Annotated in this window: 22 protein-coding genes; 6 read left to right on the plus strand and 16 right to left on the minus strand. The window is 72.1% G+C overall.

Annotation, left to right across the window (positions count from 1 at the left end; translation table 11 throughout):
• Positions 1 to 19: 19 nt before the first annotated feature.
• The 4 genes from ABTZ54_RS13965 to ABTZ54_RS13980 all read right to left on the minus strand — a co-directional run bounded on the left by ABTZ54_RS13965 (position 20) and on the right by ABTZ54_RS13980 (position 3,498).
• Entirely contained in the window at positions 20 to 652 is a 633-nt protein-coding gene (locus tag ABTZ54_RS13965) for a GNAT family N-acetyltransferase (protein WP_351661726.1), read from the minus strand.
• A 168-nt stretch (positions 653 to 820) separates the two neighbouring features.
• A complete protein-coding gene (locus tag ABTZ54_RS13970; RefSeq protein ID WP_351661728.1) occupies positions 821 to 1,678 on the minus strand; it encodes a MetQ/NlpA family ABC transporter substrate-binding protein in 858 nt (285 codons plus the stop codon).
• A 93-nt stretch (positions 1,679 to 1,771) separates the two neighbouring features.
• The gene (locus ABTZ54_RS13975; RefSeq protein WP_351661731.1) at positions 1,772 to 2,440 is read right to left on the minus strand and encodes a methionine ABC transporter permease; all 669 of its coding nucleotides are present in this window, start codon (positions 2,438 to 2,440) and stop codon (positions 1,772 to 1,774) included.
• Positions 2,437 to 3,498, minus strand: coding sequence for a methionine ABC transporter ATP-binding protein (locus ABTZ54_RS13980; protein WP_351661733.1), 1,062 nt, complete (start codon positions 3,496 to 3,498; stop codon positions 2,437 to 2,439). Before ABTZ54_RS13980 ends, ABTZ54_RS13975 begins: the two co-directional genes overlap by 4 nt.
• A gap of 617 nt (positions 3,499 to 4,115) precedes the next feature.
• Here ABTZ54_RS13980 and ABTZ54_RS13985 point away from each other — a divergent pair.
• Together ABTZ54_RS13985 and ABTZ54_RS13990 are read left to right on the plus strand one after the other, a co-directional pair.
• Entirely contained in the window at positions 4,116 to 4,478 is a 363-nt protein-coding gene (locus ABTZ54_RS13985) for a hypothetical protein (protein WP_351661736.1), read from the plus strand.
• Positions 4,479 to 4,480: 2 nt separating this feature from the next.
• Positions 4,481 to 4,912, plus strand: a complete 432-nt coding sequence (locus tag ABTZ54_RS13990; protein WP_351661739.1) for a hypothetical protein — start codon at positions 4,481 to 4,483, stop codon at positions 4,910 to 4,912.
• A gap of 18 nt (positions 4,913 to 4,930) precedes the next feature.
• Here the strand turns inward: ABTZ54_RS13990 and ABTZ54_RS13995 are convergent, their stop codons facing one another.
• The 3 genes from ABTZ54_RS13995 to ABTZ54_RS14005 form a co-directional block, all read right to left on the minus strand.
• The gene (locus tag ABTZ54_RS13995) at positions 4,931 to 5,413 is read right to left on the minus strand and encodes a GNAT family N-acetyltransferase (protein WP_351661742.1); all 483 of its coding nucleotides are present in this window, start codon (positions 5,411 to 5,413) and stop codon (positions 4,931 to 4,933) included.
• A 37-nt stretch (positions 5,414 to 5,450) separates the two neighbouring features.
• A complete protein-coding gene (locus ABTZ54_RS14000; RefSeq protein ID WP_351661745.1) occupies positions 5,451 to 5,972 on the minus strand; it encodes a sigma-70 RNA polymerase sigma factor region 4 domain-containing protein in 522 nt (173 codons plus the stop codon).
• A gap of 140 nt (positions 5,973 to 6,112) precedes the next feature.
• On the minus strand, positions 6,113 to 7,312 hold the full coding sequence (locus tag ABTZ54_RS14005) for a glycerophosphodiester phosphodiesterase (protein ID WP_351661748.1): 1,200 nt from the start codon (positions 7,310 to 7,312) through the stop codon (positions 6,113 to 6,115).
• A gap of 254 nt (positions 7,313 to 7,566) precedes the next feature.
• Between ABTZ54_RS14005 and ABTZ54_RS14010 the strand changes: the two genes are divergently transcribed.
• Entirely contained in the window at positions 7,567 to 8,220 is a 654-nt protein-coding gene (locus ABTZ54_RS14010) for a lysophospholipid acyltransferase family protein (protein WP_502997244.1), read from the plus strand.
• A gap of 96 nt (positions 8,221 to 8,316) precedes the next feature.
• Here ABTZ54_RS14010 and ABTZ54_RS14015 read toward each other — a convergent pair whose 3' ends face one another.
• From ABTZ54_RS14015 to argH, 3 genes are all read right to left on the minus strand, one after another.
• Entirely contained in the window at positions 8,317 to 9,858 is a 1,542-nt protein-coding gene (locus ABTZ54_RS14015; RefSeq protein ID WP_502997247.1) for an MFS transporter, read from the minus strand.
• Positions 9,858 to 10,409 carry a TetR/AcrR family transcriptional regulator gene (locus ABTZ54_RS14020; RefSeq protein WP_351661756.1) on the minus strand — a complete coding sequence of 184 codons (552 nt, stop codon included), beginning with the start codon at positions 10,407 to 10,409 and terminating at the stop codon, positions 9,858 to 9,860. Before ABTZ54_RS14020 ends, ABTZ54_RS14015 begins: the two co-directional genes overlap by 1 nt.
• Positions 10,410 to 10,549: 140 nt before the next feature.
• A complete protein-coding gene (argH, locus tag ABTZ54_RS14025; RefSeq protein WP_351661759.1) occupies positions 10,550 to 11,977 on the minus strand; it encodes an argininosuccinate lyase in 1,428 nt (475 codons plus the stop codon).
• Positions 11,978 to 12,129: 152 nt separating this feature from the next.
• Here argH and ABTZ54_RS14030 point away from each other — a divergent pair, with 152 nt between their 5' ends.
• Both ABTZ54_RS14030 and ABTZ54_RS14035 read left to right on the plus strand, forming a co-directional pair.
• Positions 12,130 to 13,470 (plus strand): hypothetical protein, encoded by a 1,341-nt coding sequence (locus ABTZ54_RS14030; RefSeq protein WP_351661762.1) that lies wholly within the window; start codon positions 12,130 to 12,132, stop codon positions 13,468 to 13,470.
• 90 nt (positions 13,471 to 13,560) lie between these two features.
• On the plus strand, positions 13,561 to 14,253 hold the full coding sequence (locus ABTZ54_RS14035) for a L,D-transpeptidase family protein (protein WP_351661765.1): 693 nt from the start codon (positions 13,561 to 13,563) through the stop codon (positions 14,251 to 14,253).
• Here the strand turns inward: ABTZ54_RS14035 and ABTZ54_RS14040 are convergent.
• The 5 genes from ABTZ54_RS14040 to argC are packed head-to-tail and all read right to left on the minus strand — an operon-like array spanning position 14,250 to position 19,113.
• The gene (locus ABTZ54_RS14040; RefSeq protein WP_351661768.1) at positions 14,250 to 14,786 is read right to left on the minus strand and encodes an arginine repressor; all 537 of its coding nucleotides are present in this window, start codon (positions 14,784 to 14,786) and stop codon (positions 14,250 to 14,252) included. The genes ABTZ54_RS14035 and ABTZ54_RS14040 overlap by 4 nt on opposite strands.
• A 7-nt stretch (positions 14,787 to 14,793) precedes the next feature.
• A complete protein-coding gene (locus ABTZ54_RS14045; RefSeq protein ID WP_351662357.1) occupies positions 14,794 to 15,990 on the minus strand; it encodes an acetylornithine transaminase in 1,197 nt (398 codons plus the stop codon).
• Between the two features lie 5 nt (positions 15,991 to 15,995).
• Positions 15,996 to 16,940 (minus strand): acetylglutamate kinase, encoded by a 945-nt coding sequence (gene argB, locus ABTZ54_RS14050; protein WP_351661770.1) that lies wholly within the window; start codon positions 16,938 to 16,940, stop codon positions 15,996 to 15,998.
• On the minus strand, positions 16,937 to 18,088 hold the full coding sequence (gene argJ / locus ABTZ54_RS14055) for a bifunctional glutamate N-acetyltransferase/amino-acid acetyltransferase ArgJ (RefSeq protein WP_351661773.1): 1,152 nt from the start codon (positions 18,086 to 18,088) through the stop codon (positions 16,937 to 16,939). Before argJ ends, argB begins: the two co-directional genes overlap by 4 nt.
• Positions 18,085 to 19,113, minus strand: a complete 1,029-nt coding sequence (argC, locus tag ABTZ54_RS14060; protein WP_351661776.1) for an N-acetyl-gamma-glutamyl-phosphate reductase — start codon at positions 19,111 to 19,113, stop codon at positions 18,085 to 18,087. The genes argJ and argC overlap by 4 nt, the downstream gene beginning before the upstream one ends.
• 240 nt (positions 19,114 to 19,353) lie before the next feature.
• Between argC and ABTZ54_RS14065 the strand changes: the two genes are divergently transcribed.
• Positions 19,354 to 19,596, plus strand: a complete 243-nt coding sequence (locus ABTZ54_RS14065) for a hypothetical protein (protein WP_351661779.1) — start codon at positions 19,354 to 19,356, stop codon at positions 19,594 to 19,596.
• 70 nt (positions 19,597 to 19,666) lie between these two features.
• On the opposite strand, the gene ABTZ54_RS14070 is transcribed toward ABTZ54_RS14065, so the two are convergent.
• On the minus strand, positions 19,667 to 22,030 hold the full coding sequence (locus ABTZ54_RS14070) for an ATP-binding cassette domain-containing protein (protein WP_351661782.1): 2,364 nt from the start codon (positions 22,028 to 22,030) through the stop codon (positions 19,667 to 19,669).
• Positions 22,031 to 22,051 lie beyond the last annotated feature (21 nt).

Consider the following 22,051-nt stretch of genomic DNA (forward strand, 5'->3'; position numbering starts at 1 on the left):
CTACCCGGGAGGCTCCCGGTCAGCTCCAGTCGGCGTAGCCGGAGTAGCCGGCCTCGGCGAGCTGGTCGGCGCTGTCCAGGTCCTCGGGGAGGAGGCTCCAGACGATCAGGTCGGTGCGGACGTCGGTCCACTCGCCGCTCTCGGTCTGACCGCGCGCTATCCACGCGTTGCGCAGGACGCCCTCGCTGATGCAGCCGACCTTCTGGGCGACCTGCTGGGAGGCGGTGTTGTCGGCGGCGACGCGCAGTTCGATGCGCTCGAAGCCGCGGTCGCCGAAGAGCCACTGGGCGACGGCGAGGACGGACTCGGTGGCGTATCCCTCGCCGCGGGCCCAGGGGGCGGTCACGTAGGCGGCCTCGACGGAGCGGGTGCGCCAGTCGGTGCGGTGGAGGTGGACCGTGCCGACGAGCCGCTGGGTGAGGAACTCGGTGACGGCGAAGACGATGCCGCGGCCTTCCGCGCGTTCCGCAGGAGCGATCCTGCGCACCCAGTCCTCGGCGTGGGCACGGGTGTAGGGGTGCGGGACGGAGGTCCAGGCCACCACGAGTTCGTCGTTCATCATCTCGACGAAGGCGGGGATGTCGGCCTCTTCGTACGGGCGCAGCACCAACCGGTCCGTGTTGATGGAGACGGACGGGAAGGTGGTAGTCATCTGCAGCTCCATACGTGAAGACCGTGAACGCACAGCATGCAGCATGGGGCTGCCGCGGCGCATGCGCGGGTGAGCCGAAGGCCCCGCGCGCCGGACGGGGCGCGCGGGGCCTTCTGGTGGGGGACCGTACTACGGGGGCCCTCTGACGGGCCCTCGGGTGACGGGGTGTTACTTCACCGCGCCGAAGGCGGGGATGACCGTGCCCTTGTAGGTGTCCTCGATGTACTTCTTCACCTCGGGCGAGTTGAGCAGCTTGGCCAGCTTCTGCACGCGGACGTCCTTCTCGTTGCCCGCCTTGACGGCGAGGAAGTTGGCGTAGGGGTTGCCCTCCGCCTTCTCCAGGACGAGGGAGTCCTTGCCGGGCTGCAGCTTGGCCTCGATGGCGTAGTTGCCGTTGATGACGGCGGCGTCGACGTCGTTCAGGGCGCGGGGCACGGTGGCGGCCTCCAGCTCCTTGAACTCCAGGCCCTTCTTGTCGGCGATGTCGGACAGCTTGGCGTCGGTGCCGACGCCCGCCTTGAGGGTGATGAGCCCGTTGTCGGCGAGCAGGTGGAGGGCGCGGCCCTCGTTGGTGGTGTCGTTGGGGACGGCGATGGTCTGGCCGGCCTTGATGTCCGTCAGCGACTTGGCGCTCTTGGAGTAGAGGCCGAGCGGCTCCAGGTGGACGTTCACCACCGGGACGATGTGGGTGTTGTTCTTCTTGTTGAAGTCGTCGAGGTACGGCTTGTGCTGGAAGAAGTTGGCGTCGACCTGGCCGGTCTCGGTGGCGGTGTTCGGCAGGACGTAGTCCGTGAACTCGCGCACCTCCAGCTTCAGGCCCTCCTTCGCGGCCAGCTTGTCCTTGACGAAGTTGAGGATGTCGGCGTGCGGCGTCGGGGACGCGGCGACGACGAGCGGCTTGTCCGCGGATCCGGCGGCGTCCTTCGCGGTGGAGGACGGGTCGGAGGAGGTGCCGCAGGCGGTGAGGCCCAGGGCCAGGGCGACGGTGGCGGCGATGCCGGCGGTGAGCTTGAGGTTGGTGCGCACGAAGAGTGCCTCTTTCCGGTGGAGCGGTGGACGCCTGGACAACAAGTCCTGGCTCTTTCTTCGAATGACGAAGTCTGGGTGGGCCGGGCCGGGTTACGCGGTGCGGCCGCGGCGGGCGAGGAGGCGTACGACGCCGTCGCCGATGAGCTGGACGACGGTGACGATCGCGACCAGGACGACGACGGTGACCAGCATGAAGGTGGTGTCGAAGCGCTGGTATCCGTACGTGACGGCCTTGGAGCCGAGGCCCTCGCCGCCGACCGCGCCGGCCATCGCGGAGTAGCCGATGAGCACGATCACGGTGGTGGTGACGGCGGAGACCAGCGAGGGCAGGGCCTGCGGGAGCAGGACCTTGCGGACGATGGTGGGGATGCCGCCGCCCATGGACTGGACGGCCTCGACGAGTCCGTGGTCGACCTCTCGGATCGCGGTCTCGACGAGCCGGGCGAAGAAGGGGATGGCGCCGATGGCGAGCGGCACGATCATCGCGGTCGGGCCGATGAAGGTGCCGACGACGAAGGTGGTGAAGGGGATGAGGGCGATCAGCAGGATGATGAAGGGCAGCGAGCGGCCCAGGTTCACGATCGCGCCGACGATCTTGTTCACCGGCCGGTTCTGGAGCAGTCCGCCCTTGTCGGTGAGGACGAGGAGGATGCCGAGCGGGAGGCCGCCGAGGATGGTGACGACGGTGGCCCACAGGACCATGTAGAGGGTGTCGACGGTGCCCTGCTGGAGGAGCGGCTGCATTTCGGACCAGGTCACTTGGCACCTTCCTTCACCAGCACGGGCGCGGTGGCGTCCTGCGGTTCGGCGTCGACGGGTTCGACGGGTTCGACCTGGAGGCCCTGCTCGCGCAGGAAGCCGACCGGGACGACGTTGTCCTCGTAGCGTCCGGGCAGCTCGATCCGCATGCGGCCGATCTGCCGGCCGCCGACGGTGTCCATGGCCGCGCCGAGGATCGAGATGTCGATGTTGTACGTACGGGAGAGCTGCGAGATGACCGGCTGGGTGGCGGTCTCGCCGTGGAAGGTGACGTCCACGACCGTGCGGTCGGGGGCCGTGGCGGCGCCGCTGACCGGGAAGAGCTCGGCGGCGAGCTGGGAGCCGGGGGTGGCGAGCAGTTCGCCGACGGTGCCGGACTCGACGATCCGGCCCCTCCGCATCAGCGCGGCCGAGTCGCAGATCGTCTTGACGACGTCCATCTCGTGCGTGATGAGCAGGACGGTGAGGCCGAGCTGCCGGTTGAGGTCGCGCAGCAGCTGGAGGATGGAGCGGGTGGTCTCGGGGTCGAGGGCGCTGGTGGCCTCGTCGGAGAGCAGGACCTTGGGCTCGCCGGCCAGGGCGCGGGCGATGCCGACGCGCTGCTTCTGGCCGCCGGAGAGCTGGCCGGGGTAGGACTTGGCCTTGTCGGCGAGTCCGACCAGGTCGAGGAGTTCGAGGGCGCGGCGGGAGCGGTCGGCGGCGGGGACGCCGAGGATCTCCAGCGGGAGCTCGATGTTGTCCTTGACGGTGCGCGAGGACAGCAGGTTGAAGTGCTGGAAGACCATGCCGATGCTGCTGCGGGCGCGCCGCAGGTCCTTGCCGGCGCGGCGGCCCTTGCCGGCGAGGGCGGTGAGGTCGACGCCGTCCACGGTCACGGTGCCGGAGGTGGGGCGCTCCAGGAGGTTGACGCAGCGGATCAGGGAGGACTTGCCGGCGCCGCTCTGGCCGATCACGCCGAAGACCTCGCCCTCGCGGACGTGGAGGTCGACGCCGTCCAGGGCGGTGACCTGGCGGCCTCTCGACTCGTAGACCTTGGTCAGGCCCGAAGTGGTGATCACAGGGTTTCCGTCACTGTCGAGTGCGCGGCGCGGGGTCCGCCGTGCACGGGGCATACGTCGTTCGGACAGTCGGGCGCAGGCGGTCGCTGTCGCGGCTGGTGGCCGGGAGGCAGCGCGTGCGCGGGGCGGGCACGGTCCGGCGCCTGATGGCGGGGCGGAACGGCTGGCCGTCGGGGCTCGCTTCGGGGCGCGAGTCTCGGTCGGGGGCCCTCAGATGGCGCACATTCGACACATACAACGAGCACCGGGCGTCGTGATCGCCTCGGTCGCAAGGGTGCGGCTGCTCGTCGTGGTCATGTCTGCAAGTAAAGCATGCAAACGTGCGAACGAAAGGGGCCTGTCCGTATAACGGACAGGCCTGAGACGGCATGCGGACGGCCGGGGGCCGGTTCGGCAGCTGATGGGGGGATCCGTTCCGCCCTTCGTGGCCTGCGCCGATACCGGGGACGCGGCGGTCGCCACGAGTCCCGCGCCGGAGGCTTCGCGGACGCGGGTTGTGGTCAGGGCCACAATTCGCGGCTGCGAGGGGGACGGTCCCGGGCCGGAGGCCGCGCGGGAGCGGGTGTCGGCGGGGGGCGCGCGCATCGGGCCATTCGGCCCGTAATACCCTCGGGCGCATGCTTGACGCCCTGACGGTCGCGGTCTCGGTGGCCGCGCTCGCGCTCGCCGCCTGGTGCGGCTACGCCTTCACCCGCGACCAGTCCACCAAGGACTGGCACTTCATCGGCATGGCCGTGGTGACGTTCCTCGCCCTGGTGCAGCTGGTGGTCGGGATCGTGCAGCTGGTCCGCGGCGAGAAGGCCGAGGAGGGCACGACGATCTTCATCGCCTATCTGCTGGGTGCGCTGTGCGCGGTGCCGGCGGCCGGTCTGATGTCGCTGACCGAGCGCAGCAAGTGGGGCTCGGCGACGGTGGCGGCCGGCGCGGTCGTGCTCGCGGTGCTCGAAGTGCGTCTCTACGACATCTGGACGGTGGGCTGATCATGACCGCGACCGAGACGGAACAGCAGGGCGCGCCCGGGACCGGCCGGCTGGTCAAGGGCCCGGGGATGCTGCTCGTCTGGCTGTACGGCGTGATGTCGGTGGGCGCGGTCTCCCGCTCGATCTACCAGATCGCCACCGAGTTCGACCGGGCCCCGCTGGCGTACTCCCTGTCGGCGGTCGCCGCGGTGGTCTACGCGTTCATCACGTACACGCTGGTACGCGGCGGGGAGACGGCCCGCAGGGCGGCGCTGGTGTGCTGCGCCGCCGAGCTCGTGGGCGTGCTGACCGTGGGGACCTGGACGCTGGTCGAGCCGTCGGCCTTCCCGGACGCGACGGTCTGGTCGGACTACGGCTACGGCTACATCTTCATCCCGGTGCTGCTGCCGCTCTCCGGCATCTGGTGGCTGCGGCGGTCCCGGGCGGCCGTGTGACCTGAGGGACCGCCTCCCTCAGGCCGCCTTCTCCAGGGTGACGAGGGTCAGCCTCGGGCCCACCTCGTGGGTGGCGACCTGGGCGTACCCCTTGCTGCGGTAGAGCCGCAGATTGCCCTCGCTGCGGTGGCCCGTGAAGAGCTGGAAGCGCTTGGCGGCGGGGGCGGGGTCCTCGGCGTAGTGGCCCTCGATGGCGTCCAGGAGGCGGCCGCCGAGGCCGTGGCGCTGGAGGCGCGGGTGGACGATCAGCTTGGCGATCCGCACGGTGCCGTCCTCGTCGAGGCGGCCGCGCACGGAGGCGACGATCTCGTCGCCGAGGCGGGCCACGAAGGCCTTGCCCTCGGTCAGTTCCGCGCGCAGGGCGTCGAGCGACTGGGTCAGCGGCTCGATCGACCAGTCCTGGTAGATCTCGGCCTCACGCTGATAGCAGAGGTACTGCAGCTTGAGGATGTGCTCCGCGTCCTGCGCGTCTGCCGCTGAGATGGTCACGCTCATGCCCATGTGTGCATGCCTCCCGCTCACCTGGTCCGCCGTCGGTCTACGGCACCCTTCCCCGAACGCCGGGGACGGGAACCTCCGCAGCCAGCATTCTGCGCAGGCATCCCAGGCAACGGGAACGCATCGGGCCCAGACTCCCCTGTGAGATACCCAACGCTCCTGCGATTTCTCGGTAGGTGGGCTCCGTGGGATGGAGCATCGCGGTCAGCAGCCGGGGGCAGTGGCCCGGGGTGCGGTGGACGGCGGCGCGCACGGTGCGGCGGCGGTCGGAGACCAGGGCGGAGCCCTCGGGGGATCCGTCCGGCTCGGGCGCCCGCTCCTCCCGGTAGGCCCGCTCCCGCGCCGAGGCCCGGCGCGCGCCGCGGGCCTCGGCGCGGACCGCCCGGCGCAGCCACTCGGCCGGGCGCTCGGGGGCGCCGTCCTCCCGGAGCCGCTCCAGGAGCCGGAGCCAGACGGCCTGTTCGAGGTCCCCCGCCTCGATCCCGGCGGCCGGGGCCTCCGCGCGGGACTCGGCGGCGAGCAGGGGCGTGAGCGTGGCGAGCAGCGCTTCGGGGGAGGTCATGCCCGCCACGATGCGGGGCGGGCCGGGGGCGGTTGCGGGCGGAGGCGGATTCCACCCGGTCGGGGGTACGGGCGGGGCGCCGGACCCCGGATCCCGGTCCAGCGCCCCGATGTCCCGGTCCAGCGCCCCGATCCGGCGCCTCAGCGCCCCGCCGTGAACTCCGCCGCCGCCAGCAGCGCCGTGTCGGCGTTGTCGGAGAAGAGGCCGTCGATGCCGGTCCCGAAGTACCGCTTCAGCGCGCCGAAGGCGTCGCCGTACGCCGTCGGGTCGGTGCCGCGCCGGTACTCGGCCGGCAGGAAGGTGTTCTCGTTGCGCTGGGTGTACGGGTGGAGGATCAGGCCCTCGGCGTGGGCGTCGCGGACCAGGGTGGTCTCGGCGCCGAGACGGCCGCTCGCGTCGCGGGGCAGGATCAGGTCCAGCGTGGGCCCGATGCCCTGCGCGTAGGAGGCGATCCAGCGCAGGCCCGCCGGCTTGACCAGGTCGGCGACGGTGCGCGGGTCGCCGGACTGGACGAAGTCCCAGGGGCGGGTGGACGCCCCGGAGAGCAGGACCACGCGCGGGCAGTCCACGAGCCGGGCGAGCCGCTGGATGCTGCCGGGCTCGAAGGACTGGAGGAAGACGGGCGAGTTCGCGCGGTGGCGGCCGTGCCGGCGCAGCAGCTTGGCGAGGCGCTCCTCCAGGCCGAGGCCGATCGAGCGGAAGTAGGTGGGGTGCTTGGTCTCGACGTGCAGCCAGACCTCGCGGCCCCGGCGGCGGCCCTCCCGCTCGGCCCAGCGCAGCACCTCCTCGAAGGTGGGCACGGACCAGCGGCCGTCGTAGAGGGTGTTCTCCTGGCGGGTGGCCGGAATCCGCTCCTTGGCGCGCAGGGTCTTGAGCTCCGCGAGGGTGAAGTCCTCGGTGAACCAGCCGGTGATCGAGGTGCCGTCGATGCTCTTGGTGGTCTTCCGCGAGGCGAACTCGGGGTGGTCGGCCACGTCGGTGGTGCCGGTGATGTCGTTCTCGTGACGGCAGACGAGGTGCCCGTCCTTGGTGGGGACGAGGTCCTGCTCGATGACGTGGGCGCCCAGGTCGAGGGCGAGCTGGTAGGAGCCGAGGGTGTGCTCGGGGCGGTAGCCGCTGGCGCCCCGGTGGCCGATGACGGTCGGGTAGGGCAGGGCGCGGTAGCCGCGGCCGTCGCCCCCGTGGCCCCGGCCGCGGTCCGCCCCGGCGTCGGCGGCGACGGCGGACTGGACCGCCTGCGCGGTGCCGGCGCCGAGGACGGCCGAGCCGCCCAGGACGGCCGCGCCGGCCGCGCCGAGGACCGCTCGCCGTGCCGGGGTCCTGCTCTCACCCTGTGTCATGCCCACTCCTTCGGTGTGATGTCCCGCACCTGTCAACTGATGTCATGACGCTAGGCAGTCCGGCCCTACGGGCGGCAGACCTGGGCGGAACATGGCGGAAACACACGTCAACACCGCGTATCCACTCCGTGAACCCGATGTGCGACCGGGCGTGACCCGCGAGTATCGTCCACACCTGCACGTGCCGCTCCCCCCGAGCCGCGCACGCCCGCCCCGCCCCGACACCGGAGGAAGCGTTGTCCCGTCACGCGCTCATGAAGGCAGCTCTTGGGCCGTTCCTGCGCCTCATGTTCCGCCCCCGCGTCGAGGGAGCCGAGAACGTCCCGGGGACGGGTCCGGTCATCCTCGCGGGCAACCACCTGACCTTCATCGACTCGATGATCATGCCGATCTGCCTGGACCGTCAGGTCTACTTCATCGGCAAGGACGAGTATGTGACGGGCAAGGGCGTGAAGGGCCGTCTGATGGCCTGGTTCTTCACCAGCGTCGGCATGATCCCGGTGGACCGCGACGGCGGCCGGGGCGGTGTGGCCGCGCTGATGACGGGCCGCCGGGTGCTGGAGGAGGGCAAGATCTTCTCCATCTACCCGGAGGGCACCCGCTCCCCCGACGGGCGCCTGTACCGCGGCCGTACCGGGATCGCGCGGCTGACCCTGATGACCGGCGCCCCGGTGGTCCCGTTCGCGATGATCGGCACCGACAAGCTGCAGCCGGGCGGCGCGGGCTTCCCCCGCCCGGGCCGGGTGACGGTCCGCTTCGGCGAGCCGATGGAGTTCTCCCGTTACGACGGGATGGACCGCGACCGGTACGTCCTGCGGGCGGTGACGGACTCGGTGATGGCGGAGGTCATGCGGCTGTCCGGCCAGGAGTACGTGGACATGTACGCCACCAAGGCGAAGGCCGCGTAACCACGCGTACGGCGTATACAGACACATACGGACGCATACGGCGAAGGGCGCCCCCGTCATGGGGGCGCCCTTCGCCGTATCAGGGGTGGCGGTGCGTCAGTGCTCGACGCCGTCCTCCAGCTTCTGGCCCTTCAGCAGGAACCAGGCCGCGACCGCGGTCGCGAGGAGGACCGCCGCGCCGACGCCGGCCGCGATCCGCAGGCCGTCGACGAAGGCGTCCTGCGCGGCCGAGACCAGCTCGCCGGCCTGGGCCGGGGCGAGGCCCGAGGAGGCCTCGACGGCGCCGCCGAGCGAGTCGTGGGCCGCGGCGGCGATGTCCGACGGGGTGCCGGCCGGAGCGGTGAAGCCCCGGTAGACGCCGGTCACGATGGAGCCGAGGACCGCGATGCCGAGCGCCGCGCCCAGCTCGTACGCCGTCTCGGAGACGGCGGAGGCGGAACCGGCCTGGTCCTTCGGCACGCTGGACAGGATGACGTCTGCGGTGACGGTGAACGCGAGGCCCGCGCCGGCGCCGACGACGAGCAGGCTCGCGCCGAGCAGCGGGTAGCCGGAGTTCTGGCTGATCGCGGTCAGGGCCGCGAGGGCCAGGCCGATGGCGGCGAGACCGCCGGTGACCACGGACCGTACGGAGAACCGGCGGGCGGCGCGGCCCGCGATCAGACCGGCCGTCACGGCACCGATGGCGGCGGGCAGCTCGGCGAGTCCGGCCTCCAGCGGCTGGCGGCCCTGGACCAGCTGGAAGAACTGGGACAGGAAGAACACCAGGCCCGACAGGCCCAGGATGGTCAGCAGGTCGGCCAGGACCGCGCCGGAGAAACCGCGGTTGCGGAACAGGCGCATGTCCAGGAGCGGGGCCGGCAGGGTGAGCTGACGGCGGACGAACCAGGTCAGGGCTCCGATACCGGCGACGGCGGCGACGGCCACGTCCAGGGTGGCGCCGTTGGCGGCCAGCTCCTTGACGGCGTAGACGACGCCGATCATGCCGATGAGGGAGAGGCCGACGCTGGGCACGTCCCAGGGGCCCGGGTTCGGGTTCTTCGACTCGGGGATCAGCTTGATGCCGACGAGCACCAGGACGGCCATGACCGGCAGGTTGATGAGGAAGACCGAGCCCCACCAGAAGTGCTCCAGGAGGAATCCGCCGACGACCGGACCGACGGCGGCACCGGCCGAGGCCATGGCGCCCCAGATGCCGATGGCGAGGCTGCGCTCGCGCGGGTCGTGGAACAGGTTGCGGATCAGGGCGAGCGTGGACGGCATCAGGGTGGCACCGGCGACACCGAGCAGGGCGCGGGCCAGGATCATCATCTCGGGGCTGGTCGCGTAGGCATTCAGCACGGAGACGGCGCCGAAGGCCACGGCTCCGACGAGCAGCAGCTTCTTGCGGCCGATGCGGTCGCCGAGGCTGCCCATGGAGACCAGCAGACCGGCGATGACGAAGGAGTAGACGTCACCGATCCACAGCAGCTGGGTGCCGGAGGGCTTCAGGTCCTCGGAGAGGAAGGGGGTGGCCAGGCCCAGCACGGTGGCGTCGACGGCCACGAGCAGGACGGCCAGGACGAGCACGGCGAGGGCGAGCCACCGGCCGGGGCGGCGGACGCCCTCGGTATGGCTCTCGTGCTTGACGGTGTCGGTGATCACTTCTCCACGCTCCTGCGTGCTCCGCCGAGCAGCAGCTCGGCGATCATGTACTGGAAGTCCTTGGTGGCGACCCGCCCGTCGGCGACGGCCCAGGCACCCGAGCCGATGAGCCCGTAGAAGGCCTCGCAGAGCCAGGCGGGGGTCAGGTCGATGCGGAACACGCCCTGCTCCTGGCCGCGCCGGAAGAGCGCGGCGACCCGCTCGTCGAGCCGGGTCCAGCCGTCGTTCTGCTGCCCGTCCTCGAAGAGCTGGTTCTCGGTGTAGAGGAAGGCGAGCAGCGGGGCGACGGGCTCGGAGGCGCCGATCAGGCGGCGTACGGCCTCGTCGGCCGGTCCCTCGTCGAGACGGGCCTCGTCGAGCGCGGCCTCCGTCTCCTCGATGCACAGCTGCTCCAGCGCCCGCACGAGCGCGTCCCGCCCGGCGAAGTGCCGGTGCAGGGTGGCGCGCCCGATCCCGGCGGACCGCGCGACCTCGTCCATGGTGGCGGTCGCCTTGCGGGAGAGCAGGGCCGCGGCGGAGCGGAGCACCTCGGTGCGATCGACTGACATGAGACGACCATACACCGAATGAGACATCAATGTCTCACCCGAGAGCCTGATCGCTCACTTTCGGCCTCCGGACGCACGACGGCGCCGCCGCCCTCCGGGATACGGAGGACGACGGCGCCGCGGTGGTGACGTCGTACGCGCTACTTCTTGGCGTCGGCCCAGGCGTGCTGGATGACCAGGTCGGCCTTGACCTCGACCAGCTGGACGGCGACCGCCGAGGGGGCCGTGCCGCCCCGGCCGTCGCGGGAGGCGAGGGCGCCGGGGACGTTGAGGACGGTGCGGACCTCGGGGGTGAGGTGCTCGGAGATCTTGGCGAACTGCTCGTCGGTCAGCTCGTCGAGCTCCTTGTCCTCCGACTCGGCGACCTTCACGCACTCGCCGGCGACCTCGTGCGCCACCCGGAACGGCACGCCCTGCTTGACCAGCCACTCGGCGATGTCGGTGGCGAGCGAGAAACCGGCCGGAGCCAGCTCCTCCATGCGCTCCCGGTTGACGGTGAGCGTGGCCATCATGCCGGTGAAGGCGGGCAGCAGGACTTCGAGCTGGTCGCAGGAGTCGAAGACCGGCTCCTTGTCCTCCTGGAGGTCCCGGTTGTAGGCGAGCGGGAGCGCCTTGAGGGTGGCCAGCAGGCCGGTCAGGTTGCCGATGAGACGGCCGGACTTGCCCCGGGCCAGCTCGGCGATGTCCGGGTTCTTCTTCTGCGGCATGATCGACGAGCCGGTGGAGAAGGCGTCGTGGAGGGTCACGAAGGAGAACTCCTTCGTGTTCCAGATGATGATCTCCTCGGCGATCCGGGAGAGGTTCACCCCGATCATCGCGGCGATGAAGGCGAACTCGGCGACGAAGTCGCGGGAGGCCGTGCCGTCGATGGAGTTGCCCGCCGAGCCCCGCTCGAAGCCGAGGTCCTTGGCGACCGCCTCCGGGTCGAGCCCGAGCGAGGAGCCGGCCAGGGCGCCGGAGCCGTACGGGGAGACGGCGGTCCGGGTGTCCCACTGGCGCAGCCGCTCGGCGTCCCGGGAGAGGGACTGGACGTGGGCGAGGACATGGTGGGCGAAGAGCACCGGCTGGGCGTGCTGGAGGTGCGTACGGCCCGGCATGGCGACGTCCGCGTGAGCCTCGGCGAGGCCGACCAGGGCGTCCTGGAGCTCGGCGATCAGCCCGCCGATGATCCGGGCGTGGTCCCGCAGGTACATCCGGAAGAGGGTCGCGACCTGGTCGTTCCTGGACCGGCCGGCGCGCAGCTTGCCGCCGAGGTCGGCGCCGAGGCGCTCCAGGAGGCCGCGCTCCAGGGCGGTGTGCACGTCCTCGTCGGCGATGGTCCCGACGAAGGAGCCGTCGGCGACGTCCGCTTCGAGCCGGTCGAGACCGTCGATCATGCGGGTCAGCTCGTCCTCGGTCAGCAGCCCGGCCTTGTGCAGCACACGGGCGTGGGCGCGGGAGCCGGCGATGTCGTACGGCGCGAGACGCCAGTCGAAGTGGACCGACGCGGACAGCTTCGCCAGGGCCTCGGCGGGACCGTCGGCGAACCGTCCGCCCCAGAGCCGCACATCAGCGTTGTTGCTGCTCACTTCTGGTTGCTCCTCTGAAGGTGGTTTCGAGGCCTGAACGAGTCGGGATGATGGGTATAACTATGCAGACCTCCGTATGCTTTTGTCAAAGCGGCTGGGGTGGGGCGGAAAACCGCAGGCGGGATGGGGTGCGCTCGGCCTAGGCTCCGCGCATGTCGAGCACGACGAGGGACGAGGAGACGCCGGCCGAGTCGGCGATGGGACGCCTCCGGCAGGGGCGCGGGTTCGGGCCGGACGCGGCGGCCTGGCGCCCCGAGGTCTGGACCGAGCTGGACGAGGGGGTGCGCGCGGCGGCGCGCTGGGGCACCTGGCGGCCCGGCAACCGGCACGACTGGCTGACCGGCGGGCAGCCCGGCGGCCCGCGCGCCCTCTTCTCGCGCACCCCGTCCGAGGCGGAGCTCGTCCGCGCGCTGTGCGACCCGGACGGCAGGGTCCGCGAGGCAGCCCTCGCGCACGCCGCCGACCGGCCCGCCCTGCTGCCCCTCGTGGCGGTCCGCGCCACCGACTGGGCCGCCCCGGTACGCGCCAGGGCCCGGGCCGTCCTGGCCGGTGTCCTGCCGTCGGCGGACGCGGCCACGCTCGCGCTCGTCGCTCCCGTGATCCTCCGCGTCGGCGGGCGGCTGCGCGGCGGCGAGGGCACAGTCCTCCTGGAGGAGCGGCTGCGCGCCGCCCCCGCCGAGGTCCTCGCCCCCCTGTTCCCGCACCGGGACCGGGCCACCCGGCGGCTCGCCCTCGCCGTCGCCTTCGCGCGGCGGCTGCTCGTGCCGGAGGAGCTCGCCCGCTTCGCCACGGCCGACCCCGATCCGGTCGTCCGGGACCGGGCCGCCGACGCCGTCGTCGCCGCGGGCGCCCCGGACGGGACGCTCGGACTGCTGCTCGGCGCCCGCTCCGGGCGGATCCGCGCGGCCGGGGTCACCGCGCTGCGCGGGGCCGGGCGCCACGTCGAGGCGGAGCCGTATCTGTACGACCGGTCGGGGATGGTCCGGGCCTGCGCGCGCTATGTGCTCCGGCAGGGCGGCGCCGACCCGCTCGCGCTGTACCGGGCGGCCTGCGCGGAGCCGTCGGCCGTGCCCGACCGGGCCCCCCTGGGTCTGGCCGAGTGCGGCGAGCGGGCCGTCGACCTGCCCGCGCTGTGGGCGCTGACCGGGCACCCGCGCCCGCTGGTGCGGAGCTCGGCCGTCGCGGGGCTGCGCGCCCTGGAGGTCGCCGACCACGCCCGCCTGCTGCCGCTGCTCGACGACCCCGCCCCCGGGGTCGTACGGGAGACCGCGAAGACCCTGTCGGCGTGGGCCGACCGGCTGCCGGAGCACGAGCTCCTCGACCGCACCGGGCCCGGCCGGCCCCCGCACGTCCGGGTCCGCGCCCTGCGGCTGCTGCGGGAGCACGGCTCGGGGGCGTACGAGGAGACGGCCCGGCGGCTCGCCGAGGACCCCGATCCCGAGGTGCGGTACCGGGTCGGCCGGGAGCTCGGCCGGCCGGTGCCCCAGGGCTGAACTCCCGGGCCGGCGCATCGAACCGGCCGCCGCTCCCCCGGTCGGCCCGCCGGCCTGGCGGGCGCCCGGTCCAGCGCCTAGCGTCGCGCCATGCGACACCTTCTCGTGATCGGCGCGCTCGGTGCCGCCCTGGCCGTCCCCCCGCACACCGCTCCCGAGCCGCTGCCCGCGCGGATGGCGGACACCGGGGGCGGTACGCAGCTGATCACCGCCGAGGCGGCCGGGACGCGGGCCACCACCGGCACGCTGACCTGGTGGGACCGGCGCGGCGGGCGGTGGGTGCGGGTGGGGTCCGCGCCCGCTCGGTTCGGCGCGAACGGGCTCGCCGAGGGGGCGAGTCGGCGGCAGGGGACGGACACCACGCCCACCGGGCTCTACCGGCTGCCGTACGCGTTCGGGGTGCGGCGGGCGCCGGCCGGGACGGCGTACCCCTACGTCCGGGTCACCGACCGCTCCTGGTGGTGCCAGGACAACGCCTCACGCGCGTACAACCGGTGGGTGGAGGGGCTGCCCCGGGACTGCCGGGCCGGGGAGGCCGAGCATCTCGTCGACTACCGCGCGCAGTACGCGTACGCGCTGGTCATCGGCTTCAACTACGACCTGCCGGTACGCGGGCGCGGCGCCGGGATCTTCCTGCATGTGAACGGGCGCGGGGCGACGGCCGGCTGTGTCTCGGTGCCGGAGGACGCGATGCGCCGGGTGCTCGCCTGGGCCGATCCGGCGCGTCGGCCGCACATCGCCGTCGGCACGCGGGGCGGGCCGACGGCGATCACGCGGTACTAGCGGTCCTTCTGCGCCAGGCGCAGCAGGTGGTCGGCGAGCGCCTGGCCGCCGACCGGGTCGCGGGAGATCAGCAGCAGGGTGTCGTCGCCCGCGATCGTGCCGAGGATCGCGTTCAGTTCGGCCTGGTCGATGGCCGACGCGAGGAACTGGGCGGCGCCCGGCGGGGTGCGGAGCACCACCAGGTTGGCCGAGGCCTCCGCGGAGATCAGCAGCTCACCGGAGAGGCGGCGCATCCGCTCCTCCTTGGCGGACTCGCCGAGGGGGGCCTGCGGGGTGCGGAAGCCGCCCTCGCTGGGCACGGCGTAGATCAGTTCGCCGCCGGTGTTGCGGATCTTCACGGCGCCGAGCTCGTCGAGGTCCCGGGAGAGCGTCGCCTGGGTGACGCTCAGCCCGTCGTCCGCGAGCAGCTTGGCGAGCTGGCTCTGCGACCGCACCGGCTGCCGGTTGAGGATGTCGACGATCCTGCGGTGGCGTGCGGTGCGGGTCTGCGGAACGGACGGCCCGCCGTGCTCGTTCTCCTGCGCGTCGGTCATCGTCGTCTCATTCTCCGGTTCGTCCTTCCCCGTTCACCACGTCCAGGACACCGGGCAGGGCCCGGAGGAATGCGTCCACCTCGTCGTCGCCGATGACGAGCGACGGCATCAGCCGTACGACATCGGGGGCGGGCGCGTTCACCAGGAGACCGGCGTCCTGAGCCGCCTGCTGCACCTGCGGCGCGACGGGCTCCGTGAGCACGATACCCAGCAGGAGGCCCGCACCACGGACATGGGAGACCAACGGGTGGCCGAAGGCCTCGATTCCGACCCGCAGCTTCTCGCCGATGCGCTTGACCTCGTCGAGCGCCGCACCGGCGGCGAGGGTGTCGATCACGGCGAGGCCGGCGGCGCAGGCGACCGGGTTCCCGCCGAAGGTGGTGCCGTGGTGGCCGGGCGTGAACAGCTCGGCGGCCGGGCCGAAGGCGACCGTCGCGCCGATGGGCAGGCCGCCGCCGAGGCCCTTGGCCAGGGTGACGATGTCGGGGTCGACGCCCTCGTGGGCCTGGTGCTCGAACCAGTGGCCGGTGCGGCCGATGCCGGTCTGGACCTCGTCGAGGACGAGGAGGGTGCCGGTGGCGCGGGTGATCTCGCGGGCGGCCTTGAGGTAGCCGGCGGGCGGGACGACGACGCCGATCTCGCCCTGGATCGGCTCGATGATCACGAAGGCCGTCTCCTCGGTGACGGCCGCGCGCAGCGCCTCGACGTCCCCGTACGGCACATGCGTGACGTCGCCGGGCAGCGGCAGGAACGGGGTCTGCTTGCCGGGCTGGCCGGTGAGGGCGAGGGAGCCCATGGTGCGCCCGTGGAAGCCGCCGGTGGTGGCGACCATGTGGCGGCGGCCGGTCAGCCGGCCCAGCTTGAAGGCGCCCTCGTTGGCCTCGGCGCCGGAGTTGCAGAAGAAGACCTTGCCGGGGCGGCCGAAGAGCTGGAGCAGCCGCTCGGCGAGGGCGACCGGGGGCTCGGCGACGAAGAGGTTGGAGACGTGCCCGAGGGAGGAGATCTGCCGGGTCACGGCCTCGACGACGGCCGGGTGGGCGTGGCCGAGGGCGTTGACGGCGATGCCGCCCACGAAGTCGAGGTACTCGGTGCCGTCGGCGTCCCAGACGCGGGCGCCCTCGCCGCGCACGAGCGGCAGCCGGGGCGTGCCGTAGTTGTCCATCAGCGCGTGCTGCCACCGCTGGGTGAGTTCGGCGTTGCTCACCTGCGTCATGATGTCTCCCCCGTCTTCTCGTCGGGCACGACCATCGTGCCGATTCCCTCGTCCGTGAAGATCTCCAGCAGGATCGAGTGCTGGACCCGGCCGTCGATCACGCGGGCCGTGGTGACCCCGTTGCGTACGGCGTGCAGACAGCCCTCCATCTTGGGGACCATCCCGCTGGAGAGCTCGGGCAGCAGCTTCTCCAGCTGGCTCGCGGTGAGCCGGCTGATGACCTCGTCGCTGTGCGGCCAGTCCTCGTAGAGGCCTTCGACGTCGGTCAGGACCATCAGCGTCTCGGCGCCCAGCGCAGCAGCGAGTGCCGCAGCCGCCGTATCAGCATTGACGTTGTAGACATGTTGGTCGTCCTGGGAGCGGGCGATGGAGGAGACGACCGGGATGCGGCCGTCGTCCAGGAGGGCCTGGATGGCGCCGGTGTCGATGGCGGTGATCTCGCCGACCCGGCCGATGTCGATCCGCTCGCCCTCGATCACGGGCAGGTGCTTGGTGGCGGTGATGGTGCGGGCGTCCTCGCCGGTGAGGCCGACGGCGAGCGGGCCGTGCTGGTTGAGCAGCCCGACGAGCTCGCGCTGGACCTGTCCGGCGAGGACCATCCGTACGACGTCCATCGCCTCGGGGGTGGTGACCCGCAGACCGGCCTTGAACTCGCTGACGAGTCCGGCCTGGTCGAGGGCGGCGCTGATCTGCGGGCCGCCGCCGTGCACGACGACCGGCTTGAGGCCCGCGTGGCGCAGGAAGACGACGTCCTGGGCGAAGGCGGCCTTCAGCGCGTCGTCGATCATGGCGTTGCCGCCGAACTTGATGACGACGGTCTTGCCGTGGTGGCGGGTCAGCCAGGGCAGCGCCTCGATGAGGGTCTGCGCCTTGGGCAGCGCGGTGTGCTTCCGGGCGGAGTTCGTGGAGTCGCTCGTGGACTCGTTCGTGGAGTCGCTCATGAGGAGTACGCGCTGTTCTCGTGGACGTAGTCGGCGGTGAGGTCGTTGGCCCAGATGACGGCGGACTCGGACCCGGCGGCGAGGTCGGCGGTGATGACGACCTCCCGGTAGCGCATGTCGACGAGCTCGCGGTCCTCGCCGACGGAGCCGCCCCGACAGACCCAGACGCCGTTGATGGCGACATTGAGCTCGTCGGGCTCGAAGGCGGCGGAGGTGGTGCCGATGGCGGAGAGCACCCGGCCCCAGTTGGGGTCCTCGCCGTGGATGGCGCACTTGAGGAGGTTGTTGCGGGCGATGGAGCGGCCGACCTCGACGGCGTCGTCCTCGGTGGCCGCGTTGATCACCTCGATACGGATGTCCTTGCTGGCGCCCTCGGCGTCGCCGATCAGCTGGCGGGCCAGGTCGTCGCAGACCTCCCGTACGGCCTCGGCGAACGCGTCCTGCGCGGGGGTGACCCCGGCGGCGCCGGAGGCGAGCAGGAGCACGGTGTCGTTGGTGGACATGCAGCCGTCGGAGTCGACCCGGTCGAAGGTGAGCCGGGTGGCCTGCCGCAGGGCGGCGTCCAGGTCCTTGGCGTCCACGTCGGCGTCGGTGGTGAGGACGACGAGCATGGTGGCGAGGCCGGGGGCGAGCATGCCCGCGCCCTTGGCCATGCCGCCGACGGTCCAGCCGTCCTTCGTCGCGACGGCCGTCTTGTGGACGGTGTCGGTGGTCTTGATGGCGATGGCGGCCTTCTCGCCGCCGTGCGCGGAGAGTTCGGACGCGGCCTTCTCGACGCCGGGGAGCAGCTTGTCCATGGGGAGCAGGACGCCGATGAGGCCGGTGGAGGCGACGGCCACCTCGCCGGCGCCGATGCCGAGGACGTCGGCGGCCTTCTCGGCGGTGGCGTGGGTGTCCTGGAAGCCCTGGGGTCCGGTGCAGGCGTTGGCGCCGCCGGAGTTGAGGACGACGGCGGTCAGCTCGCCGTCGGCCAGGACCTGCTGGGACCACAGGACGGGGGCGGCCTTGACGCGGTTGGAGGTGAAGACTCCCGCGGCGGCGCGGCGGGGCCCGGTGTTGACCACGAGGGCCAGGTCCGGGTTGCCGTTCTGCTTGATCCCGGCCGCGATGCCCGCGGCCGTGAATCCCTTCGCTGCGGTGACGCTCACGGAGCGACTCCAATCGTGGAAAGTCCGGTCTCCTCGGGGAAGCCGAGGGCGAGGTTCATGCTCTGCACCGCACCGCCGGCGGTGCCCTTGGTGAGGTTGTCGATGGCGCTGATGGCGATGATCCGGTTCGTGGCCGGGTCGTGGACGACCTGGATCTGAACGGCGTTGGAACCGTAGACCGACGCCGTGGCCGGCCACTGCCCCTCGGGGAGCAGATGGACGAACGGCTCGTCCGCGAAGGCCTTCTCGTACGCGGCGCGCAGGGTCTCGCCGGTGACGCCGGGGCGGGCGGTGGCCGTGCAGGTGGCGAGGATGCCGCGGGGCATCGGCGCGAGGGTGGGCGTGAAGGAGACGGAGACCCGCTCCCCCGCCGGTGCGCTGAGGTTCTGGATCATCTCGGGGGTGTGCCGGTGGCCGCCGCCGACGCCGTACGGGGTCATGTTGCCCATGACCTCGGAGCCGAGGAGGTGCGGCTTGGCGGCCTTGCCGGCGCCGGAGGTGCCGGAGGCGGCGACGATGACGGCCTCGGGCTCGGCGAGCCCGTTCTCGTACGCCGGGAAGAGCGCGAGCGAGACGGCGGTGGGGTAGCAGCCGGGCACCGCGATGCGCTTGGAACCCGCCAGCGCGGCGCGGGCGCCCGGGAGTTCGGGGAGGCCGTAGGGCCAGGTGCCGGCGTGCGGGGAGCCGTAGAAGGCCTCCCAGTCGGCGGCGTCCCTCAGCCGGAAGTCGGCGCCCATGTCGACCACGAGGGTATCGGGACCGAGCTGCTCGGCGACGGCGGCGGACTGCCCGTGCGGCAGGGCGAGGAACACGACGTCGTGTCCGGCGAGGACCTCGGGGGTCGTCTCGGCGAGCACCCGGTCGGCGAGCGGCAGCAGATGCGGCTGGAGGCCGCCGAGGCGCTGGCCCGCGTTGGAGTGGCCGGTGAGGGCCCCGATCTCGACCTCGGGGTGCGCGAGGAGGAGACGCAGGAGCTCTCCGCCCGCGTATCCGCTCGCACCGGCGACCGCTGCTCGTACCGTCATCGAAACCCTCCTCATGGATGGCATGACTATACGCACAGCCGCAGTTTTATGCAAAGCCCTCGCGCGGCAACCCGCACAAGATCCCCGATCTGACACATTGGCCTAGACCTATTGTGTGCCGCTGTCCGTGACGGTACGTTCACTCCCGGCTGCGCAGCCGGCACGAACCGCACCACATCGCATCGCATCGTTCGGTCACGCACTCCGCCGGGTCTTTCCGGCGTTTCAGGAGGACATGCCATGTACCGTCGCACAGCAGCCGCTCTCGCCACCGCCGTCACCGCCGGGGCCCTGGCCCTCGGCACCGCCGCCACGGCCGAGGCCGCCCCCGGGCCGGGCTGGTACGCCCGCAGCCACTACACGTCGTACGCGGACTGCCAGGCCGCCGGCCAGGCCGGGTACCAGGTCTGGGGCCCGATCTTCTTCTGCGAGCCGCTCAGCGCGGACCGGCCCGACATCATCGTGCTCTGGGTCAGAGCCTGACACCGACGCGAACGGCCGGCCCCGGGAGCTCCCGGGGCCGGCCGGCCGTGTCGTGAGGGGGTCGCCCGGCTCAGGCGTCCACGTACGCCGCCAGGTGTTCGGCGGTGACCGTGGAGCGGGCCGCGACCAGGGCGGCGGGGGTACCTTCGAAGACGATCGTGCCGCCGTCGTGGCCCGCGCCCGGGCCCAGGTCGATGATCCAGTCGGCGTGCGCCATGACCGCCTGGTGGTGCTCGACGACGATCACCGACTTGCCGGAGTCGACCAGGCGGTCCAGCAGGCCGAGGAGCTGCTCGACATCGGCCAGGTGAAGGCCCGCGGTCGGCTCGTCGAGGACGTACACCCCGCCCTTCTCGGCCATGTGGGTCGCCAGCTTGAGCCGCTGCCGCTCGCCGCCGGAGAGCGTCGTCAGCGGCTGCCCGAGGGTGAGGTAGCCGAGGCCGACGTCGGCGAGGCGTTCGAGGATCTTGTGCGCGGCCGGGGTCCGCGCCTCCCCCGCGCCGAAGAAGCGCTCGGCCTCGCTCACCGGCATCGCCAGCACCTCGCTGATGTCCCGGCCGCCGAGGCGGTACTCCAGGACCGAGGCGTCGAAGCGCTTGCCCTCGCAGTCCTCGCAGGTGGTGGCGACGCCCGCCATCATCGCCAGGTCGGTGTAGATGACGCCGGCGCCGTTGCAGGTCGGGCAGGCGCCCTCCGAATTGGCGCTGAACAGCGCGGGCTTGACGTCGTTGGCCTTGGCGAAGGCCTTGCGGATCGGGTCGAGGAGCCCGGTGTACGTCGCCGGGTTGGAGCGCCGGGAGCCGCGGATCGCGCCCTGGTCGACCGAGACCACGCCCTCGGCGGGGATCGAGCCGTGGACGAGCGAGCTCTTGCCGGAGCCCGCGACGCCCGTCACGACGGTGAGCACCCCGAGCGGGACGTCCACGTCCACGCCCTTCAGGTTGTGCGTGCGCGCCCCGCGGATCTCCAGGACGCCGGTGGGCTCCCGTACCGCGTCCTTCAGGGAGGCGCGGTCGCCGAGGTGGCGGCCGGTGACGGTGCCGCTCTTCCGCAGCCCCGCGACCGTGCCCTCGAAGCAGACCGCGCCGCCCGCCGTGCCCGCGCCGGGGCCGAGGTCGACGACGTGGTCGGCGATCTCGACGACCTCCGGCTTGTGCTCGACGACCAGGACGGTGTTGCCCTTGTCGCGCAGGCGCAGCAGCAGGTCGTTCATGCGCTGGATGTCGTGCGGGTGCAGCCCCGTGGTCGGCTCGTCGAAGACGTACGTGACGTCGGTGAGCGAGGAGCCGAGGTGCCGGATCATCTTGACCCGCTGCGCCTCGCCGCCGGACAGCGTGCCCGAGGGCCGGTCGAGGGCGAGGTAGCCGAGGCCGATCTCGACGAAGGAGTCCAGGGTCTGCTGGAGCGCGGTGAGCAGCGGCGCCACCGAGGGCTCCTCGATGCCGCGGACCCACTCCGCCAGGTCGCTGATCTGCATCGCGCAGGCGTCGGCGATGCTGATCCGCCCGATCTTCGACGAGCGGGCCTCGGCGCTGAGGCGGGTGCCCTCGCACTCGGGGCAGGCGGTGAAGGTGACCGCGCGGTCGACGAACTCCCGGATGTGCGGCTGCATGCCCTCCTTGTCCTTGGCGAGCATCGACTTCTGGATGCGCGGGATCAGACCTTCGTAGGTCATGTTGATGCCCGCGATCTTCATCCGGACCGGCTCGTGGTGCAGGAAGGCGTGCAGCTCCTTCTTGGTGAACCGGCCGATCGGCTTGTCGGAGGGGAAGAGGCCGGACTCGCTGTAGAGGCGGTAGTTCCAGCCGCCCGGCTTGTAGCCGGGGATGGTGAGCGCGCCCTCGTCGAGGGACTTCGCGGCGTCGTAGAGCTGGCCGAGGTCGAGGTCGGTGACGCTGCCGCGGCCCTCGCAGCGGGTGCACATGCCGCCGGTGCGGTGGAAGGTCGCCTTCACCGTCTTCTTGTCGCCGCGCTCGACGGTGATCGCCCCGCTCGCCCTGACCGAGGGGACGTTGAAGGCGTACGCGCCGGGCGGGCCGATGTGCGGGTCGCCGAGGCGGCTGAAGAGGATGCGCAGCATCGCGTTGGCGTCGGTGGCGGTGCCGACCGTGGAGCGCGGGTCGGCGCCCATCCGCTGCTGGTCGACGGTGATCGCGGTGGTCAGCCCGTCGAGGACGTCGACCTCCGGGCGGGCGAGCGTCGGCATGAAGCCCTGCACGAAGGCGCTGTACGTCTCGTTGATCAGCCGCTGCGACTCGGCGGCGATCGTGTCGAAGACCAGCGAGCTCTTGCCCGATCCGGAGACGCCGGTGAAGACGGTGAGGCGGCGCTTCGGGATCTCGATGCTGACGTCCTTGAGGTTGTTCTCGCGCGCCCCGAGCACGCGGATCACCTCGTGGCTGTCGGCGGCGTGCGGCTCGCTGGCCTTGCTCATCTTCTGGTCATCTCCTCTGTC

This window comes from Streptomyces sp. NPDC094032 (genome assembly GCF_040303965.1).
GTDB lineage: Bacteria > Actinomycetota > Actinomycetes > Streptomycetales > Streptomycetaceae > Streptomyces.

What these genes read in the sequence shown, in the direction of transcription:
- argB (WP_351661770.1), bottom strand. Translation starts at nt 16,940, where the DNA reads ATGAGCGACTCCACGAACGAGTCCACGAGCGACTCCACGAACTCCGCC.
- ABTZ54_RS14030 (WP_351661762.1), top strand. Translation starts at nt 12,130, where the DNA reads ATGTCGAGCACGACGAGGGACGAGGAGACGCCGGCCGAGTCGGCGATG.
- ABTZ54_RS13985 (WP_351661736.1), top strand. Translation starts at nt 4,116, where the DNA reads ATGCTTGACGCCCTGACGGTCGCGGTCTCGGTGGCCGCGCTCGCGCTC.
- ABTZ54_RS14020 (WP_351661756.1), bottom strand. Translation starts at nt 10,409, where the DNA reads ATGTCAGTCGATCGCACCGAGGTGCTCCGCTCCGCCGCGGCCCTGCTC.
- ABTZ54_RS14070 (WP_351661782.1), bottom strand. Translation starts at nt 22,030, where the DNA reads ATGAGCAAGGCCAGCGAGCCGCACGCCGCCGACAGCCACGAGGTGATC.
- ABTZ54_RS13965 (WP_351661726.1), bottom strand. Translation starts at nt 652, where the DNA reads ATGACTACCACCTTCCCGTCCGTCTCCATCAACACGGACCGGTTGGTG.
- ABTZ54_RS13990 (WP_351661739.1), top strand. Translation starts at nt 4,481, where the DNA reads ATGACCGCGACCGAGACGGAACAGCAGGGCGCGCCCGGGACCGGCCGG.
- ABTZ54_RS14005 (WP_351661748.1), bottom strand. Translation starts at nt 7,312, where the DNA reads ATGACACAGGGTGAGAGCAGGACCCCGGCACGGCGAGCGGTCCTCGGC.
- argC (WP_351661776.1), bottom strand. Translation starts at nt 19,113, where the DNA reads ATGACGGTACGAGCAGCGGTCGCCGGTGCGAGCGGATACGCGGGCGGA.
- ABTZ54_RS14065 (WP_351661779.1), top strand. Translation starts at nt 19,354, where the DNA reads ATGTACCGTCGCACAGCAGCCGCTCTCGCCACCGCCGTCACCGCCGGG.
- ABTZ54_RS14000 (WP_351661745.1), bottom strand. Translation starts at nt 5,972, where the DNA reads ATGACCTCCCCCGAAGCGCTGCTCGCCACGCTCACGCCCCTGCTCGCC.
- ABTZ54_RS13995 (WP_351661742.1), bottom strand. Translation starts at nt 5,413, where the DNA reads ATGGGCATGAGCGTGACCATCTCAGCGGCAGACGCGCAGGACGCGGAG.
- ABTZ54_RS14040 (WP_351661768.1), bottom strand. Translation starts at nt 14,786, where the DNA reads ATGACCGACGCGCAGGAGAACGAGCACGGCGGGCCGTCCGTTCCGCAG.
- ABTZ54_RS14010 (WP_502997244.1), top strand. Translation starts at nt 7,567, where the DNA reads ATGAAGGCAGCTCTTGGGCCGTTCCTGCGCCTCATGTTCCGCCCCCGC.
- ABTZ54_RS14035 (WP_351661765.1), top strand. Translation starts at nt 13,561, where the DNA reads ATGCGACACCTTCTCGTGATCGGCGCGCTCGGTGCCGCCCTGGCCGTC.